Below are 15,440 nucleotides of genomic sequence, written 5' to 3' on the forward strand. Positions count from 1 at the left end.
AAAAAACATCGGCCTGTCGCCGACCCTTTCCAGATCGAGGCGCCAGTCTAAGGCAGACGAGGGTGAGGGCACGGGGCCCGGAAGACACGCGCCGCAAGACTGATGCGGAGCAGGGTGCGCATTGTAGCAGAGTTGGACCGCCCAGCCCGCGACTTGTTCAATCGGATCTTCCTGCACTGCGCGGCCAGCCGAGGGCCGCGAGCAGCGCGGCGAGGATCCCGCTGCCCGAGGCCATGAGCAGGTCGTCCCAGTGCAGCGGCTTAAGGTGCAGCAGATCCGCCATGGAAGGCACCTGCACCAGCAGCAAGGACAGGCCGAGGGTCGCCGCAACGATCGTCCGCGCGGACCTGCCGCGCAGGCGGCTGAGTGTAGCGGCGAACCCCGCGCTGGCGGCGCCCAGAGTCATCAGCGCCATCGCCCGTGCATGCTCGACGTTGTTGCCGCCACCCAGGCTGTAGAGATAGTTGAGCAGCACAAGTCCGGTCGTCATGCCTCCGGCGAGGGCGATCGCCAACCACTGCCGCGCACCGAAGAAGCGCACCCGACGGCCACGGTGGGGCGGCGCGAGACGGTGGTTGCCGGGCAAGTCCTGGAAGGCCAGCAGGGCGGTGGGGTGGATGATCAGCTCCAGCCAGACGATATGGATCGGCAGGTAGAGCAAGGGGTAGCCGAGCAGCGGCACCAGCGCCGCCGTGACGACCAGCGGGATGTGCACCATCAGCAGGTACAGGAAGCTCAGCTGCAGGTTGGTGAACAGCTGGCGCCCCTCGGCGATGGCGCTCACGATGCTGCGGAAGTTGTCGTCCAGCAGTACGATGGCCGCCACCTCGCGCGCGCTCTGGGTGCCACGCCCGCCCATGGCGATGCCGATGTCGGCCGCCTGCAGCGCGGGTACGTCATTCACCCCGTCGCCGGTCACGGCCACGATCTCCCCCTGCCCCTGCAGGGCGCGCACCAAGGTCAGCTTCTGCGCCGGCGTGGCGCGCGCCACCACGTCGATCTCACGCGCAATGGCCCCCTGCGTGGCCCGGATACGCTGCTCCAGTTCGTCACCGACGATGACGACCGGCGCGTCCCCGCCGAGGCCAATCTCCCGCGCCACGGCCCGCGCGGTGGCCGGATGGTCGCCGGTGACCATGACGACCTGGATCCGCGCATCCTGGCAGGTCCGTACCGCCGTCGACGCCTCGGGCCGCACCGGATCCTCGAACGCGAGCAGACCGGCGAAGGCAAAGCCCCGATCCGGCTCACCGCCTGCCCAGGCCCCGTCCAGTTCCCGACTGGCGCAGGCGATGACCTTATGGCCGCTGCCGGCCAGCTCAGCGACGCGTGCCAGCCAAGTCCCGGCCTCGGCGGCGTCGATGGCGCACTGCCCAAGCACCACCTCGGGCGCCCCCTTCACTGCCGCCAACAGCCGCCCGCCCTCGCGCACCACACCGGTCTCGCGCTTGCGGTCCTCGGTGAACGGGAAGCTCTGCACCCGCTCGCCCCCGGCCGACGCCCCGAACGCCTCGAGGATGGCCCGGTCCATCGGGTCGCCGCTCTCCGCGCGCGAGGCGGCCAGGGCGGCCCGCCGGATCGACGCCTCGCCTGCGGGATCGGCCGGGAGGATGTGGGCGAGGATCAAACGCCCCTCGGTGATCGTGCCGGTCTTGTCGGAGCAGATGGCCGTCACCCGGCCGATGTTCTCGACCACCACCGCCCGCCGCACCAGGGCCTGGCGCCGGGCCAGGCGGTACACACCGACACCGAGGAAGAAGGTCAGCACCACCGGGAATTCCTCAGGAATGGCGGCCACGGCGAGGGTCACCGCACTGAGGATGGCGTCGACCAGCCCGTGCCCCTGGGCCAGCCGCACGGCGGCGAGCGCCACGCAGATGACCAGCGCGGCCACGATGAGGATGGTGACGAGCCCAGCCACCGCCTGCTGCAGCGGCGTGCGTTCGCGCGAGCCGCTCAGGGCCGAGCGGACGATCTCACCGTACAACGTCTCCGCCCCCGTCCAGACCACACGCAGGCGCGCCGTGCCGGTCAGCACGCGGGTCCCGGCCAGGCCCAGATGCCCGCCCTCGACGGGGAGCTCGTGGCCGTCGGACGGCCAACCGGACAGGGCCTGCTTGCGCACGGGATAGGCCTCACCGGTGAGCGCCGACTCGTCGACCTGCAGCCCTTCCGCCCGGACCAGCACGCCGTCCGCCGGGAAAGCCTCGCCCGGGCCGAGCTCCACCAGGTCGCCCGGCACCAGCTCCGTGGCGGGCAGGGTGACGGCCCGTCCGTCACGAATGACGCGGGCCTGGGTGGCGAGCTGCCGGCTCAAGCCCGCGACCGAGGCCTGGGTGCGCCGGTGCAGGAAGGCATCCATGCCGAAGATCGGAATCAAGGCCAGCAGCAGGATGACCGATTCGGTGAGCTCGCCGACGAAGGCGAACAGCCCGCTCGCCACCAACAGGAACCACAGCATCGGGTCCTTGAGGGTGTCGGCGATCAGGGTCCGCCAGTCGTGCGGCGGTGTTTCGATGATGATGTTCGGCCCGTGGCGCCCCCGGCGGGACGCGGCCTCCTCGGCCGTCAGGCCCCGCTCGTCGTCCCCGAGCCCGCCGAGGCGCCCGGTGGGCAGCAGACGGTTCACACGCGGCCCCGCGCCAGTCTCAGCGCCCCCTCAGCCAGCCCGCCACGTCCAGCGCGGCGTAGGTCAGGATGCCATCCGCCCCGGCGCGCTTGATCGACACCAGGCTCTCGAGCATGCACTTCTCCCAGTCCAGCCAGCCGTTCTGCGCGGCGGCCTTAAGCATGGCGTACTCGCCCGAGACCTGGTAAACGAAGGTCGGGGCGCGAAAGGTGTCCTTGATACGGCGCACGATGTCGAGGTAAGGCAGCCCCGGCTTGACCATCACCATGTCCGCGCCCTCCTGCAGGTCCAGCGCCACCTCGTGCAGGGCCTCATCCGAATTGGCCGGGTCCATCTGGTAGGTCGACTTGTTGCCCTTGCCCAGGTTACCCGCGGAACCCACGGCGTCGCGGAACGGGCCGTAGAAGCTGGAGGCGTACTTGGCGGAATAGGCCATGATCCGGGTGTGGATGTGACCTTCAGACTCCAGCGCCTCGCGGATCAGGCCGATGCGGCCGTCCATCATGTCGCTGGGCGCGACCACGTCAGCGCCCGCCTCGGCATGGGAGAGGGCCTGTTTCACCAGCGCCTCCACCGTCTCGTCGTTCAGCACATAGCCGGAGGCGTCGATCAGCCCGTCCTGACCGTGGGTGGTAAACGGATCCAGCGCCACGTCGGTCATCACTCCAAGCTCGGGGAAGCGGGCCTTCAGCTCGCGCACCGCGCGCTGGGCGAGCCCGTCCGGGTTCCACGCCTCGGCGGCATCCAGCGACTTCTTCTCCAGCGGGGTGACGGGGAAGATCGCCAGCATGGGGATGCCGAGTTCCATGGCCCGTTCGGCAGTGGAAAGCAGCACGTCGATGGACTGCCTCTCCACGCCCGGCATGGAGACCACCGGCTCCGTACGCCCCGCCCCTTCCAGCACGAACACGGGCAGGATCAGGTCATCGGCGCTCAAGCGGGTCTCGCGCATCAGGCGGCGGCTGAAATCGTCACGGCGCATGCGGCGCATGCGGGTCATGGAAAAGGCACGGTTGAACATTAGAGAATCCTCATTCAGCATGCATCCATTCTAACGACCCTTACCCGAGATTGGGCCATGGCATTCATCGAGTTCGCCTTCCTCCACCCCGGCGCCCATGAGCGCTTCCTCGAGGCCGCCCGCGCCCGCGGCCTGACCGCTTCCTGGCATGAGGATGCCATCGGCACCGGCGCCACCATCGTCCGCGTGCAGGAAGAAGGGCTCACCCCCGAGATCGAGGACGAGCTGGAGGCCCTCGCCCTCGAGCTGGACGAGGAAGGCCAGAGCTGGGCCGATGCCATCGGCGGGGACGTCCGCCTCTCCGCGGTCGGCATCGTCGTCCACCTTGCGGACGGCAGCCAGTCCCTCGCCCGCGTCGAGCCCGACATGGTGCGCCGCATCCTCACCGTCCTCAGCCCCGAGGAGCTCGGCCAGTTCGTGGCGAAGATCGCGGACGCGGTCGAAAACCCGGACGACTCGCCCCTCTGCAAGGCCTTTCATGAAGGCTGAGGCCCCGTCCCGCAACAGGGCGGGGTGAGGGGCCATGCTCGACCTCGCCGCCTGGCACGCTGAACCCCTCGACCAAGGCGAGGCCGAGACCCGCCTCGCAAGGCTTGGCACGGCCACGGCCTGGACGGAGCGCCTCGAGGCCCTACGTCTGCGCCTCATGCTCGGCCTACCCGCCACGATGCAGCGCGAGGTGCTCATGGCCGAGGCAGACGACGACCTCCAGCGCGCCGCCGTCGAGCTCATCACCGGCCAGGTCATGCTGGCACGGCGGATGAAGGGGGCGTGGGACTGGCTCGACGCGGCGGAAAAACGGCTGGCCCATCGCCTACCCGGGCCGGGCTACCTTGCGCTGCTGCGACGGCACGCCATGCTGCGGACGCTTCCCCTGTTCGACCAGCCGAAGGCCATGCGGCCTTTGAAGGAGTTGCTGGCGATTGCGGCGGCGACCGCCCGGCTTGAAGGGATGAAGCGGCCTGACTATGCAGGGGATCAGCGCGATACGTTGGGCTGAGTTGATTTGCGTGGGAGCAACTGTCTTGTTTGCGTAGCCCCCCGAGTCCCTTGGACGTTTGGAGGTGGGCCAAGACCCGAGCGTGGGCAGCCCCTCCCCCTGGAGGGGGGAGGGTTGGGGAGGGGGTGAGCGAAGCAGCGACGCAGCCATCGGCCCCGCAGGCTGCGCCAGCGTCGCGTTCAGGAGGTTTGTCGAGGTGCCCTGAAGGTCGAAGGCCGCGATCCAGGCTGTGTCAAAAGCCTTTGACACAGCCTGGAAATGCGAGCCATGGATGGCTCGCGCGAGAATCAATCACAATAAGTGATTGATTCTCGGAGCCCGTCGCGGGCATGTACCGCGACGTTCTCGAAGGCCGAACCCCGCAGGGGCTTCCGGCATGGATGCCGGAAGGGCGTGAGAGGAGGACCAGGCGAGTTTCAAAAGGGCAGGACAGCCCTTTTGAAACAGTCTGGATCGTGGGGCTTTATGGCTCTTGCTGCGCTCCTTCCAGACCAGGTGGGTTTCACCCTCTCCCCCATCCCCTCCCCCCCTGAAGGGGGAGGGGAGCAAGGAGGCATTCCGGTTGTGGGAGCCGCGTGCCGCGGCGGCACGCCGCCCACATCGGAGCCCACCCAGTGCCTACCGCAACCTCGCCAGCCCCTCGCTCAGGGTCGGGTAGCGCAGCCTCACCCCCAGCACCTCCTTCATCCGCCGGTTGTCCAGTCGGCGCGATTCGTTCAGGTACTCCAAAAGTCCGGGTGAGAAGGTCCGGCGGGCCTCTTCCAGACTCACGCAGGGCGGGCGGTGGAGTCCTGCGGCGTCGGCCAACCGGTAGAGATAGTCGGTCATGCTGGAGGGCTGATCGTCGCTGGCGTTGTAGATCCCGGCCGGGGCATCGTCCTCGCCCGCACGGACGGCGATGGCAGCGAGGTCATCGGCATGGATGCGGTTGCTCCACGGGGCCACCTCCGGGCAGACCACGGGCTCGCCGCGGCGGAGGCGCTCCAGCGGCAGCCGGCCAGGGCCGTAGATGCCGGGCACGCGCAGGATGACAAGCGGGATGGCATGGCGCGCGGCGAAGTCGGCAAGCTGCCGCTCGGCATCCACACGGCGGCGGGCGCGGTCGTTGCCGGGGTTCACGGAGCGGGTTTCATCGACCCAGGCGCCGCCGCAGTCGCCATACACCCCGGAGGTGGAGATGTAGACGATGCGCCGGGGCGGGCTGGGCTCGAGCGCAGCGAGCAGGTGGGTGGTGCGGCAGTCAGCCAGGCCGGCGGGCGACGGCGGCGCGAAGTGGAACAGGATCGCGCCGTGGGTCGGCAGGCGGAGCAGGGTCTGGGGATCATCCAGATCACCCTGCGCTGGGCGGGTGGGTCCGGTGTCCCGCCTAGAACGCACAAGGGCGGCCACAGGGCCGCCCTTCTCATGCCACAAGGCCGCGACGCGCCGACCGATATCGCCATAACCGACGATGAAGACAGGAGCAACGCCGTCGGGCACGGCGCTGGGTCGCCGCAAGGCGACACCCGAAGGGCGGAACCCATGGATGGATTGCGCCGCACGGCTCATTTGCTGCCAAACTTCTCCAGCAGCAGGTTGAGCTTTTCCTCGGCACTGAGCACCGGCGCGCTGGGCTCCTCCCTGCGGGCCGGGCGCTCGGCACGCGCGGGGCGGGGGGCACCGGCCTCGCGGCGCGGCTTGCGACCCTCGCCCTTGCCCTCGGCACGAGCCTCTCCCCGCGCACTGGCTGGCTTACGCGGCCGGCGGGGACGCTCGGCCGGCGCCTCACCGCCCTCACCCTCCCCGGCCTTCCGGACCGGGCGCTCAGGACGCTTCGGCAGCTTGGGCGCCAGTTCGGCCAGCCGCGCCTCGGCATGCGCCTTCTGATCCTCGGAAACCTCACCCACGGCCTCGCCCGCCAAATTCACGCGCGCATCGCCGCGCGCCACGGCGCGATGATAAGCCGCGCCCTGGGTGTAGTAGCGCAGGGCGCGGCGCAGCTCCTGCATCGAGAGGCCATGCCCCCCCTCGCCTTCACGCGCGGCCTGCAGCTCCTTGAGGATGCCCACGGCGAGAGGACGCACCTTGCGGCCGTCAAGGGAGAAGGCGGTGGGATAGGCCTCCGCCAGACGGGCGACAAGGGTACGGGGGTGACGCGCCTTGGACTGCTCGCCCACATCGGAGGTGGCGAGGGTCGGCTCGGCAACGGCTTCGGCAGTCACGGCCTCAGCCAATTCCGGGGCGGCATCGAGGGGATGCTGGTTTTCCATCGGGGGTCTCAAACGATAAAGGAAGGAAGTCGTCCATGGAACAGGGGCAAAGGTCCATCCAGCCTGAGGCTCAACTATGTTCAGTTTATCAGCATGTCCCCGAAGCCCGAATCCGGTCTCTGCGCTTCAAATGCTTCCCCTGCATCATCCTCGGTGGCATGAAGCACCCCGCCGACCATCCTGGACTGCAGCACATCTCGTCGACATTCCCCTCATGGCACAACGCTTCCCCAGAGTGCAAAGAGCAAGCTCATCGCACCACCAAAATGCCCTTGACTTTTTTTGCCATTGATGTTCAATCCAGAAACCACCCAGGCGCAAGGATATTCCTGCCCCATGCTTCCCCGCACTAAAAGCCTCGGTTTCACTCTCATCGAACTGATGGTCACTATTGCAGTGCTGGCCATCATCATGGGGATCGCCGTACCGAGCTTCATGTCCACCATCGTGAATGCGCGGTTGACGACAGCCGCCAACGATTTACTGGCGGCCATCCAACTCACCCGCACAGAGGCCATACGCACGCACGGCCGTGTCACCCTGTGCAAAGCCACTCCCACGGCCAACCAATGCGACACATCCGCCGCCTCCGACTGGGGACGAGGCTGGATGGTTTTCACGGATCCAGTGACACAAAGCCCTCCCCAAGTCGAGGGCACGAGCCGCATCGTCTCCAGAGGCGGAGGACAGCTATCCAGCGATCTCTCGATCAAGAGTGGCGCCACAGATCTTCAGCTCTACATCTCGTTCACGGGCGACGGGTCGAGCCGACAGATGAACGGCAACTTTCTCGCCGGCACTATCCGCATCTGCTCGAGCTCCTCCTTCGTGGGCAATGACGACCGTGCACGAGACATCGTCATCAACAGCGCCGGCCGAGCCACGATCCAACGTCCGACGGGCCTTCCGGCGAGTTGCCCCGCACCTTGAGCATCTTCGGCAAGCCATGAATCCTCTGTTTCTTTCTCAACGATATCAGCGCGGTGTCGGACTCATCGAAGTTCTGATCTCCACGCTCATCTTGTCCATCGGCTTACTGGGGATTGCCGCACTTCAGGCAAACGCGCTGAAAAACAGCCAAAGCAGCCTCACACGTAGTCAAGTCGTGATGCTCAGCTACTTCATGCTCGATGCGATGCGGGTCAATCGTGCGGCAGCGATCAACGGCTCTTACAATCTTGGCAAGACCTGCACCATCGTTGCCGATGCGGGCAACATCATTTCCCATGATCAGCATGTCTGGCTTCAGGCCATCAAAGAAAACCTCGGCGACAACGCATCGACCTGCGGCGAGATCACCTGCCAAGGCAACGACTGCGTTGTTCGGATCTACTGGGATGACTCACGGGGAACGTCCGGCAGTGCTGACCAGATGATAGAAACGAGGACGCGGCTATGACCCACGCAGCCGCAAGATCGGCCAAGAACGCTGCAGCGCTCAGTCCGAAGGGGAAACATCCCATGGGACCAAGAACAAGTATCTCTGGTTTCTCCCTCGTCGAATTGATGATCGCCCTCGTCTTGGGGCTAGTTGTCATCGGCGCTGCCGTAAGCATCTTTTTGTCCAATCAGCAAACCTTCCGCACCACCGAAAATCTCGCGCGCCTGCAAGAGAATGCCCGCTTTGCCTTCGAATCCATGGCCAGGGAGGTTCGTGAGGCGGGTGGAACACCGTGTGGCACGAAACCGGTAGCCAATGTCATCAATGGCGGTGGGGGCTGGTGGAGCTGGAATGCCCAGGGCCCACTCAGAGGGTATGCCGGGAACACCCCGGGGCCGCAGGCCTTCGGCACCACCCCCGGGCTGCGGGCAACGAATACCGATGCGATTCTTGTCCTCTCGGCGAGCCTTTTCGAGGGGGTCACGATCACTACCCATGACCCCACATCTGCGCAATTCAAGGTTAACAAGACCAATCACGGCATTCAGAATGACGAAATCGTCATGGCCTGCGACCGCCAATCGGCCGCCATCTTTCAAGTGACGAACGCCAACCAGGCCAATGCAACCATCGTCCACAACACAGGCGGGACATCGCCTGGAAACTGTAGCAAAGGACTGGGCATACCCACCGACTGCACCTCGGCGAATGGCACAGCAAAAACCTTTAGCAAAGGCGGCTTCATTGCACGCCTCAATGCCTCGTTCTGGTACATCGGCAACAATGCCCGGGGGGGACGTTCACTCTATCGGCTCAACTTCAGCGGCGCGCCGCAAGCACAAGCCCAGGAAATCGCCGAAGGGGTTACCGACATGCTCCTGGAGTATCTCCAAATCACACCAGGCACCCCGCCAACCCTCCCCGCCAGCTACGTGAGTGCAGCATCCGTAACAGATTGGGCGAACGTCGTCGCTGTACGACTCACGCTCATCATGGCCACCACCAATAACGTCGGCGTGGATGGTCAGGCGATCCCCCGCACCTTCATGCACGTCATCAGTCTGCGCGAGCGGGAGTTTGCGTCATGAATGCGTATCCCAAAACGCCCGAACACCAGCAAGGCGCAGCTCTGATCGTTGCATTGATCTTGCTTTTGATCATGACCATCCTGGGGCTCAGCAGCATTCGCACCACCGTCATGGATGAGAAAATGACAGCGGCCAGCTACGATCGCAGCCTCGCCTTCCAGGCCGCTGAGGCTGCCCTTCGCGCGGGTGAAGCCGTGGCCCTTGCGCAGTCTACCGCCTCCCCGAAAAACTCTGCCTTCCCCAATGCGGGGCTGTATACAGACAGCGATAGCAACTGCAATACATCCCCATGCAATGCACAAGGATTGTGCGCACAGCCTGACCCAGACTGTGATGCGCGTTGGCTCGATTCCACCTTTAACAACTGGGCCAATGCCGCCAAGGTCAATGATCTTGCCGGAACCCCGCAATACTTCGTCGAATACCTCGGCAATAACTTTCCCTGCAACCCCGAAGATGCAACCAGCCAGCCCAATTGCGCCCAGTACCGGATCACCGCCAGAAGCATTCCGGGCGCCAATCGGGCACAGGTCATGCTCCAATCAACCTACTTGACGAACTAGGGTGGTCAATGATGAAACGCCCATACACTTCTCTGGTTCTGGCTGCGGCCTTAGCGCAATGGACTGCACACGCCCATGGGGCCTTGACCATTCCTGCCGTGCCACTTCAAACCGGGGCCGCTGTGGCTCCCAACCTTTTCTACCTGCTCGATGACTCCGGGAGCATGCAGTGGGAAATCATGCCCGAGGATTATCTCTATGCTTATTACATGTTCCCACCGCCGGGTGAGGGACAAGGCACCGGATACGGCGGCGCCCATGTCTATGGGGGCGACATGTACCCGTATTACGTCATGAAATTCGATACCACGGCGAATGAAGCCGTATATTTGCGGTCTTCAACCATAAACGTTGTCTACTACAACCCTCGCCAGGAATACACCCCTTGGGCGAAGCACGATGGGACGAGCTTTGACCAAGCGGTTGCGACCAACGCCTATTACAACCCCTATGAGCCCGGGCGCGGAAGCATCGATCTCACCGCGCAGCAAACCCGCTCCGCTTATTGGAATAGTGGCTCATGGTCAAGCCATACCTTCTGGCCCATTACTTATTATGTTTACAAGGGCTCCGGAAGCACCACCGACAAGACGAACTACATTCGTTATCAATATCGTAACGGCGCCCTTTATGAATGGGATCTAGCCAAGAAAAGCAGTACGGAAAAGAGCATCTCCACAACCCCGTGGGGGCGCACCGCCGCACAAGAGCTCCAGAACTTTGCCAACTGGTTTAGTTACTATCGCTCCCGTATCCTCGCCGTTCGAGCTGGAACGAGCCTGGCATTCAGCACCCTTGGCGACAACTACCGTGTAGGCTTTGCCACCATCCATCAGACGGGCTGGAAGCACCCGCCCCCCAACAATCTTGGCTTTACCACAAGCGAGCGCCTTGATTTCTATACCCGCCTGTTCCAAACCCCGATAGGAACGTCTGGCACGCCGCTTCGCTCGGCGCTCGATGCCGTGGGCAAGCAGGTCGAGACCAACCTTGATTATTTCCGCCCGGACCCCGCGCTCTCGTGCCGTCAGAATTTCACCATTCTCACCACCGATGGCTACTGGAACGATTCGGACATCAACGGTGGGACCGTAGGAAACCAGGACAACACGGACGGCAGCACGATCACCCACGCCGATGGACAGACCACCTACAAGTACACAGCATCCCGCCCATTCAAGGATGACTGGAGCAACACTCTGGCCGACGTGGCCATGAAATACTGGAAACGGGATCTGCGCACCGATCTCAAGAACGATGTGGCGACCACCTCGGCAGACCCCGCCTTCTGGCAGCATATGGCCACCTACGCCCTTTCCCTCGGGGTGAGTGGGTCCCTGAACCCCACGACTGACTTGGCCGCATTGACCTCCGGGGCCAAGAGCTGGCCCAACCCGAGCAATTCGAATGCGGCCAAATCCGATGACCTGTGGCACGCCACGGTGGATGGCCATGGGGAGTTCGTCGCTGCCCAGAACCCACAAGAGTTTGCGGACGGGCTCAAGCGCACCCTTGGTTCCATCGCCAACCGTGTGGCGGCCGCATCCAACGTTGCAGGGAACAGCACCAAGATCGACACGGGGAGCATGGTCTACCAGGCCCGTTACAAGTCTGGGGTATGGACGGGAGAGTTACTCGCCTACGCCGTCACCCAAAGCGGTGCCTCATCGATCCCCTCCTGGAATGCCGCCACGCTGATCCCCAGCGCAAGCAGCCGAAATATTTTTTCCGTCACAAGCAGCGGCACCAAAATCACGTTCACATGGAACCAGATCGACAACACCCAGCAGGCGAACCTCGGCTCGGAGGATGTCCTCAATTATCTCCGGGGTGATCAAACCAAGGAGCAAAATCAGGGGGGGACCTTCCGCAATCGGGAGGGCCGTCTGGGTGACATCGTGAACTCCTCCCCTGTCTATGCCAAGACAAGCGATACCCTTTTCGTCGGCGCCAATGATGGAATGCTGCATGCGTTCAATGCACGTACGGGCGAGGAGCTTTTTGCTTACGTACCCCTTGGCACCTATGCGTATCTGAAACAGCTTTCGGATCCGACCTACAACCACCGTTATTTTGTCGATGGCGAGATCGCGGTGTCCGACCCGTCTGAGACGGGAGGGCAATCCTGGCTCGTTGCAGCCCTCGGGCGCGGTGGCAAGGGCTTGTTTGGCCTCGATGTAGGCAATCCGGCCGGGTTCCAGAAAAACGACATCCTATGGGACCTCACGGCCAATAACGGTGACCCGGACATGGGGTTCATCCTCGGCAAGCCCGTGATTACCAAGGTCGATGGTTTGGGTTGGCGGGTGATCACCGGTAACGGTGTCAACAGCACCAATGAAAAAGCCGTTCTTTACATCATCAACCCCACAACGGGTGCCGTCGACGCCAAGATCGACACCAACACGGGATCGCCCACACAGAGCAACGGCCTATCCACACCCGGCGTTTATGATGTGGACGGCGACGGCGATGTCGATGTGGCCTATGCCGGCGATCAGCTGGGAAACCTTTGGAAATTCAATCTGACCACCCGGACCGTGGCCTTTGGCGGACAGCCGTTCTTCATTGCTCGAAACAATGCCAACCAGGCTCAACCCATCAGCGGGGCTCCTCTGGTCGTCAAGAACAACCAGACAAACGACCCTCACATAGGGAAAGTCTTCATCTTCTTTGGCACGGGGCGTTACCTCACGAGCGATGACCCGAACAACAAGAGCGTTCAGACTTGGTACGGCCTGATTGACGAGAGCTCGACGATCAGTGACCGCTCCCTGCTTCGTCAGCGGACCATCAGTTATTCGACCCTGCAAAGTGGAAAGCTGGTGCGCACCTTCTCCAAGGCCGCCAACAATGACATGGTCGGGATGAAGGGATGGTATGCCGACCTCGTCACGAACAACGTGGCTGAAGGAGAACGCATGGTGGGCACCCAGATCCTCCTCAAAGCGGTAAATCCGGTGCTCATGGCCAGCAGCCGCATCCCGGAGGGGGATAGCTGCACCCCCGGCGGTCGCGGTTACATCAATGCCATTGATCCATTCACCGGAGGCAATCTGTCATTCACGTTCTTTGACGTGAACGATGATGCGAAATTCGATGCCACCGATAATCGCGGTGATGACCCCATTGCATCGATTGATCTGGGAGTGGGCATGCCCACCGACCCCGTGTGCATTGGCGATCAATGCTTTGTCTCAGGTTCCACGGGGCAACTCGGTCGTGTACGAGTGAACCTGGGGGGAGCCACGACCCCACGCCGGATCGGCTGGCGCGAAATCATCACTCAATGAAACGTCTTTCCAAGGGGCAGGGCGGGGATGCTTTGGGTCGTCTCCCCCTTCCAAGATGGGTATAGGGCATGAAAAATTTTGTGAAAAATCGTTTTTCTGCACTGCTCTTGGGCCTGGGGATGGCCTTGGCATGCCCCATAGGACTCCATGCGGAAGAAAATATGGTTCGCCCCCTCTTACTGGAAGAAGGGGGTAATCTTGGCTTCTTCGATCCAGGCAGCATGACCCTCCTGGTTCAAGGCAAGGTCTATCGCATCGACCCACAAATCACGCAGGTTCAGACCAAATCCAGCCAAGGATCAAGGCTCACGACTGCAAGCCAAATCAGCGACTTACCTGAGCGACTTGCAAAACTACGCGGCTATCCGCTGTCTTTTAAATCACGCCCGGATGGCGTGTTGGAATTGATCGTCTTAGATGAGCAGCTCAAATCCGCTTCCCTTGCGCCATGATGCAAGCTGGAAGCGGGGTTTTCTGATTTCCGGCCGCATCATTCATCCGGAGATCCCACAGCATCGTCAGAGATCGAGGCGGAAGGCATCGACGATGATGCGTGCGCCCAGGTCGACGATGACGATGTCCGGGCCGACGATGAAGCGGGCATAGCCGCGCGGCAGCGGCTGGAGGTCGCGCTCAATGTAGTGAGGCAGAGAGTAGTAGGGTACGCCGGGCGGCCAAGGCATACCGCGTGCCAGGCGCTTGGCATGGCCCGGGGGGATCTTGCCCTGCTTGGCCAGCCCCGGCGGCAGGTTGCGGCGGTAGTAGTCGTTGAGATAGATCCGTTCGCGGTTGGTGAAGGTGAACTGCAGGCTCAGGCTGGCGTCCCCGCGGCGGTCGTCGTAGTACCGGTCGTCGTAATGCCGATCATCGTAGTAGCGGTGATCGCGCTCCGGATCAGCATGGACGCAGCCACCGAGCAGAACGCTGCTGGCAAGGGCGGCAAGGACAAGGTGTTTGCTCATGATTCACCCCCCGCGGGTGCATTAGGGTTACGGTGGGCCGCCTCGACCGCGGGGCGCATCCGATTCAGCCACCACAGCCCTGGCAGCGCGGCGAGGAACGTCAGTACAAAGAATAGCGGCCAATCCAGCCATGTCACCACGCCGCCCGCCACTGGGCCGAGCAGCACCCGCCCCAAGGAGGCCAGCGCGGAGAGCAGGGCGAACTGGGTGGCGGAGTAGCGCACCTCGCACAGCCCCATCAGCAGGGCGACGAAGGCCGCGGTGCCCATGCCGCCGGCCAGGTTCTCCAGCCCCACCACCACGACCATGAGCGGATAATGCTGCGGGCTCAGGGACAGCGCGAAAAAGCCGAGGTTGGTGACGGCCTGCAGGATGCCAAACAGCATCAGGGCACGGAACAGGCCGAGGCGCATCAGCCACAGCCCGCCCGCCAGGGCGCCGATCAGGGTGGCCGCAAGGCCAAAGCCCTTGTTCACCAGCCCGACGTCGGTGGGGGTGAAGCCCGCGCCGCGGATGAGGAAGGCCGTGGTCAGGCTGCCGGCAAAGGCATCGCCCAGCTTGTAGAGGACGACGAGCAGGATGAGGCCCCAGGCCTCCGGACGGGCGAAGAAGGCGGCCAGCGGGCCCACGACCGCATCGCGAAGGCTGCGCGGCGCGGGCACGCCCGCCGGCTCCGGGGTGAGCAGGGTGACGACGAGGGTGCTGGCCATGAGGCCGGCCATCAGCAGGAAGGTGTTGGCCCAGCCCCAGTGCTCCCCAAGGATGAGCGCCCCGGCCCCCGCCACCAGCATGGCCAGGCGGTAGCCGGTCACCGAGAGGGCCGCCCCCAAGCCGCGCTCGGTGGGCTGGAGGACATCGGTGCGCAGGGCATCGAAGGCGATGTCCTGGGTGGCGGAAAAGAAGGCGATCAAGAGGGCTAGGCCTGCGATCAGCAGCAGCTGGTTGTGCGGATCGAGACTGGCCAGGCCGGCGAGCGTGAGGGCGAGCACGGTCTGGGTGAGCAACAGCCAGGCGCGGCGGCGACCGACCGGCAGCGGCACGAAGCGATCCACCAGCGGCGCCCAGAGGAATTTGAGGGTGTACGGCAGCCCGGTGAGGGCGAACAGGCCGATGGTGGCAATGGCGACCCCTTCCACCGTCAACCAGGCCTGCACGGTGCTGGAGGAGAGCGGCAGGGGCAGCCCGGAGGCAAACCCGAGCGGCAGCATCAGAAGCAGGCGGCGGTTGATGGGCATACAGGGGAGGGGCAGGCGT

At 64.0% G+C, this 15,440-nt stretch carries 14 protein-coding genes; 8 read left to right on the top strand and 6 right to left on the bottom strand.

Annotated features, from left to right (window positions below):
• Positions 1-157: 157 nt before the first annotated feature.
• Together V6D91_RS04635 and hemB are read right to left on the bottom strand one after the other, a co-directional pair.
• A complete protein-coding gene (locus V6D91_RS04635) occupies positions 158-2,629 on the bottom strand; it encodes a cation-transporting P-type ATPase (protein ID WP_347318198.1) in 2,472 nt (823 codons plus the stop codon).
• 19 nt (positions 2,630-2,648) lie between these two features.
• Positions 2,649-3,650 carry a porphobilinogen synthase gene (hemB, locus tag V6D91_RS04640; protein ID WP_347318200.1) on the bottom strand — a complete coding sequence of 334 codons (1,002 nt, stop codon included), beginning with the start codon at positions 3,648-3,650 and terminating at the stop codon, positions 2,649-2,651.
• 57 nt (positions 3,651-3,707) lie between these two features.
• Between hemB and V6D91_RS04645 the strand changes: the two genes are divergently transcribed.
• Together V6D91_RS04645 and V6D91_RS04650 are read left to right on the top strand one after the other, a co-directional pair.
• Positions 3,708-4,139 carry a hypothetical protein gene (locus V6D91_RS04645; RefSeq protein ID WP_347318202.1) on the top strand — a complete coding sequence of 144 codons (432 nt, stop codon included), beginning with the start codon at positions 3,708-3,710 and terminating at the stop codon, positions 4,137-4,139.
• Between the two features lie 34 nt (positions 4,140-4,173).
• Positions 4,174-4,650 (top strand): hypothetical protein, encoded by a 477-nt coding sequence (locus tag V6D91_RS04650; RefSeq protein ID WP_347318204.1) that lies wholly within the window; start codon positions 4,174-4,176, stop codon positions 4,648-4,650.
• A gap of 618 nt (positions 4,651-5,268) precedes the next feature.
• Here the strand turns inward: V6D91_RS04650 and V6D91_RS04655 are convergent.
• Positions 5,269-6,147 carry an SDR family oxidoreductase gene (locus tag V6D91_RS04655; RefSeq protein WP_347318205.1) on the bottom strand — a complete coding sequence of 293 codons (879 nt, stop codon included), beginning with the start codon at positions 6,145-6,147 and terminating at the stop codon, positions 5,269-5,271.
• 47 nt (positions 6,148-6,194) lie between these two features.
• Positions 6,195-6,899 (bottom strand): ProQ/FINO family protein, encoded by a 705-nt coding sequence (locus tag V6D91_RS04660; protein ID WP_347318206.1) that lies wholly within the window; start codon positions 6,897-6,899, stop codon positions 6,195-6,197.
• A 336-nt stretch (positions 6,900-7,235) separates the two neighbouring features.
• Between V6D91_RS04660 and V6D91_RS04665 the strand changes: the two genes are divergently transcribed.
• From V6D91_RS04665 to V6D91_RS04690, 6 genes are all read left to right on the top strand, one after another.
• Positions 7,236-7,829 carry a GspH/FimT family pseudopilin gene (locus V6D91_RS04665; RefSeq protein ID WP_347318207.1) on the top strand — a complete coding sequence of 198 codons (594 nt, stop codon included), beginning with the start codon at positions 7,236-7,238 and terminating at the stop codon, positions 7,827-7,829.
• 16 nt (positions 7,830-7,845) lie between these two features.
• On the top strand, positions 7,846-8,298 hold the full coding sequence (pilV, locus tag V6D91_RS04670) for a type IV pilus modification protein PilV (protein ID WP_347318209.1): 453 nt from the start codon (positions 7,846-7,848) through the stop codon (positions 8,296-8,298).
• Positions 8,295-9,368, top strand: a complete 1,074-nt coding sequence (locus V6D91_RS04675; RefSeq protein ID WP_347318210.1) for a PilW family protein — start codon at positions 8,295-8,297, stop codon at positions 9,366-9,368. Before pilV ends, V6D91_RS04675 begins: the two co-directional genes overlap by 4 nt.
• Positions 9,365-9,931: a PilX N-terminal domain-containing pilus assembly protein gene (locus V6D91_RS04680; protein WP_347318212.1), complete on the top strand. Its 567-nt coding sequence runs from the start codon at positions 9,365-9,367 to the stop codon at positions 9,929-9,931. The genes V6D91_RS04675 and V6D91_RS04680 overlap by 4 nt, the downstream gene beginning before the upstream one ends.
• 11 nt (positions 9,932-9,942) lie before the next feature.
• Positions 9,943-13,224 (top strand): PilC/PilY family type IV pilus protein, encoded by a 3,282-nt coding sequence (locus tag V6D91_RS04685; protein WP_347318214.1) that lies wholly within the window; start codon positions 9,943-9,945, stop codon positions 13,222-13,224.
• 68 nt (positions 13,225-13,292) lie between these two features.
• Positions 13,293-13,676 carry a hypothetical protein gene (locus V6D91_RS04690; RefSeq protein WP_347318215.1) on the top strand — a complete coding sequence of 128 codons (384 nt, stop codon included), beginning with the start codon at positions 13,293-13,295 and terminating at the stop codon, positions 13,674-13,676.
• A 66-nt stretch (positions 13,677-13,742) separates the two neighbouring features.
• On the opposite strand, the gene V6D91_RS04695 is transcribed toward V6D91_RS04690, so the two are convergent.
• Together V6D91_RS04695 and V6D91_RS04700 are read right to left on the bottom strand one after the other, a co-directional pair.
• Positions 13,743-14,186: a hypothetical protein gene (locus tag V6D91_RS04695; RefSeq protein ID WP_347318217.1), complete on the bottom strand. Its 444-nt coding sequence runs from the start codon at positions 14,184-14,186 to the stop codon at positions 13,743-13,745.
• Positions 14,183-15,421, bottom strand: coding sequence for an MFS transporter (locus V6D91_RS04700; RefSeq protein WP_347318219.1), 1,239 nt, complete (start codon positions 15,419-15,421; stop codon positions 14,183-14,185). The genes V6D91_RS04695 and V6D91_RS04700 overlap by 4 nt, the downstream gene beginning before the upstream one ends.
• Positions 15,422-15,440: the final 19 nt, after the last annotated feature.

The sequence above is a fragment of the Thiofaba sp. EF100 genome (assembly GCF_039822285.1).
Lineage (GTDB): Bacteria > Pseudomonadota > Gammaproteobacteria > Halothiobacillales > Halothiobacillaceae > Thiofaba.

Excerpts from the sequence above, each read along its gene's own strand:
- hemB (WP_347318200.1), bottom strand. The coding sequence starts at position 3,650 with ATGTTCAACCGTGCCTTTTCCATGACCCGCATGCGCCGCATGCGCCGT.
- V6D91_RS04645 (WP_347318202.1), top strand. The coding sequence starts at position 3,708 with ATGGCATTCATCGAGTTCGCCTTCCTCCACCCCGGCGCCCATGAGCGC.
- V6D91_RS04650 (WP_347318204.1), top strand. The coding sequence starts at position 4,174 with ATGCTCGACCTCGCCGCCTGGCACGCTGAACCCCTCGACCAAGGCGAG.
- V6D91_RS04660 (WP_347318206.1), bottom strand. The coding sequence starts at position 6,899 with ATGGAAAACCAGCATCCCCTCGATGCCGCCCCGGAATTGGCTGAGGCC.
- V6D91_RS04665 (WP_347318207.1), top strand. The coding sequence starts at position 7,236 with ATGCTTCCCCGCACTAAAAGCCTCGGTTTCACTCTCATCGAACTGATG.
- pilV (WP_347318209.1), top strand. The coding sequence starts at position 7,846 with ATGAATCCTCTGTTTCTTTCTCAACGATATCAGCGCGGTGTCGGACTC.
- V6D91_RS04675 (WP_347318210.1), top strand. The coding sequence starts at position 8,295 with ATGACCCACGCAGCCGCAAGATCGGCCAAGAACGCTGCAGCGCTCAGT.
- V6D91_RS04680 (WP_347318212.1), top strand. The coding sequence starts at position 9,365 with ATGAATGCGTATCCCAAAACGCCCGAACACCAGCAAGGCGCAGCTCTG.
- V6D91_RS04685 (WP_347318214.1), top strand. The coding sequence starts at position 9,943 with ATGAAACGCCCATACACTTCTCTGGTTCTGGCTGCGGCCTTAGCGCAA.
- V6D91_RS04690 (WP_347318215.1), top strand. The coding sequence starts at position 13,293 with ATGAAAAATTTTGTGAAAAATCGTTTTTCTGCACTGCTCTTGGGCCTG.
- V6D91_RS04695 (WP_347318217.1), bottom strand. The coding sequence starts at position 14,186 with ATGAGCAAACACCTTGTCCTTGCCGCCCTTGCCAGCAGCGTTCTGCTC.
- V6D91_RS04700 (WP_347318219.1), bottom strand. The coding sequence starts at position 15,421 with ATGCCCATCAACCGCCGCCTGCTTCTGATGCTGCCGCTCGGGTTTGCC.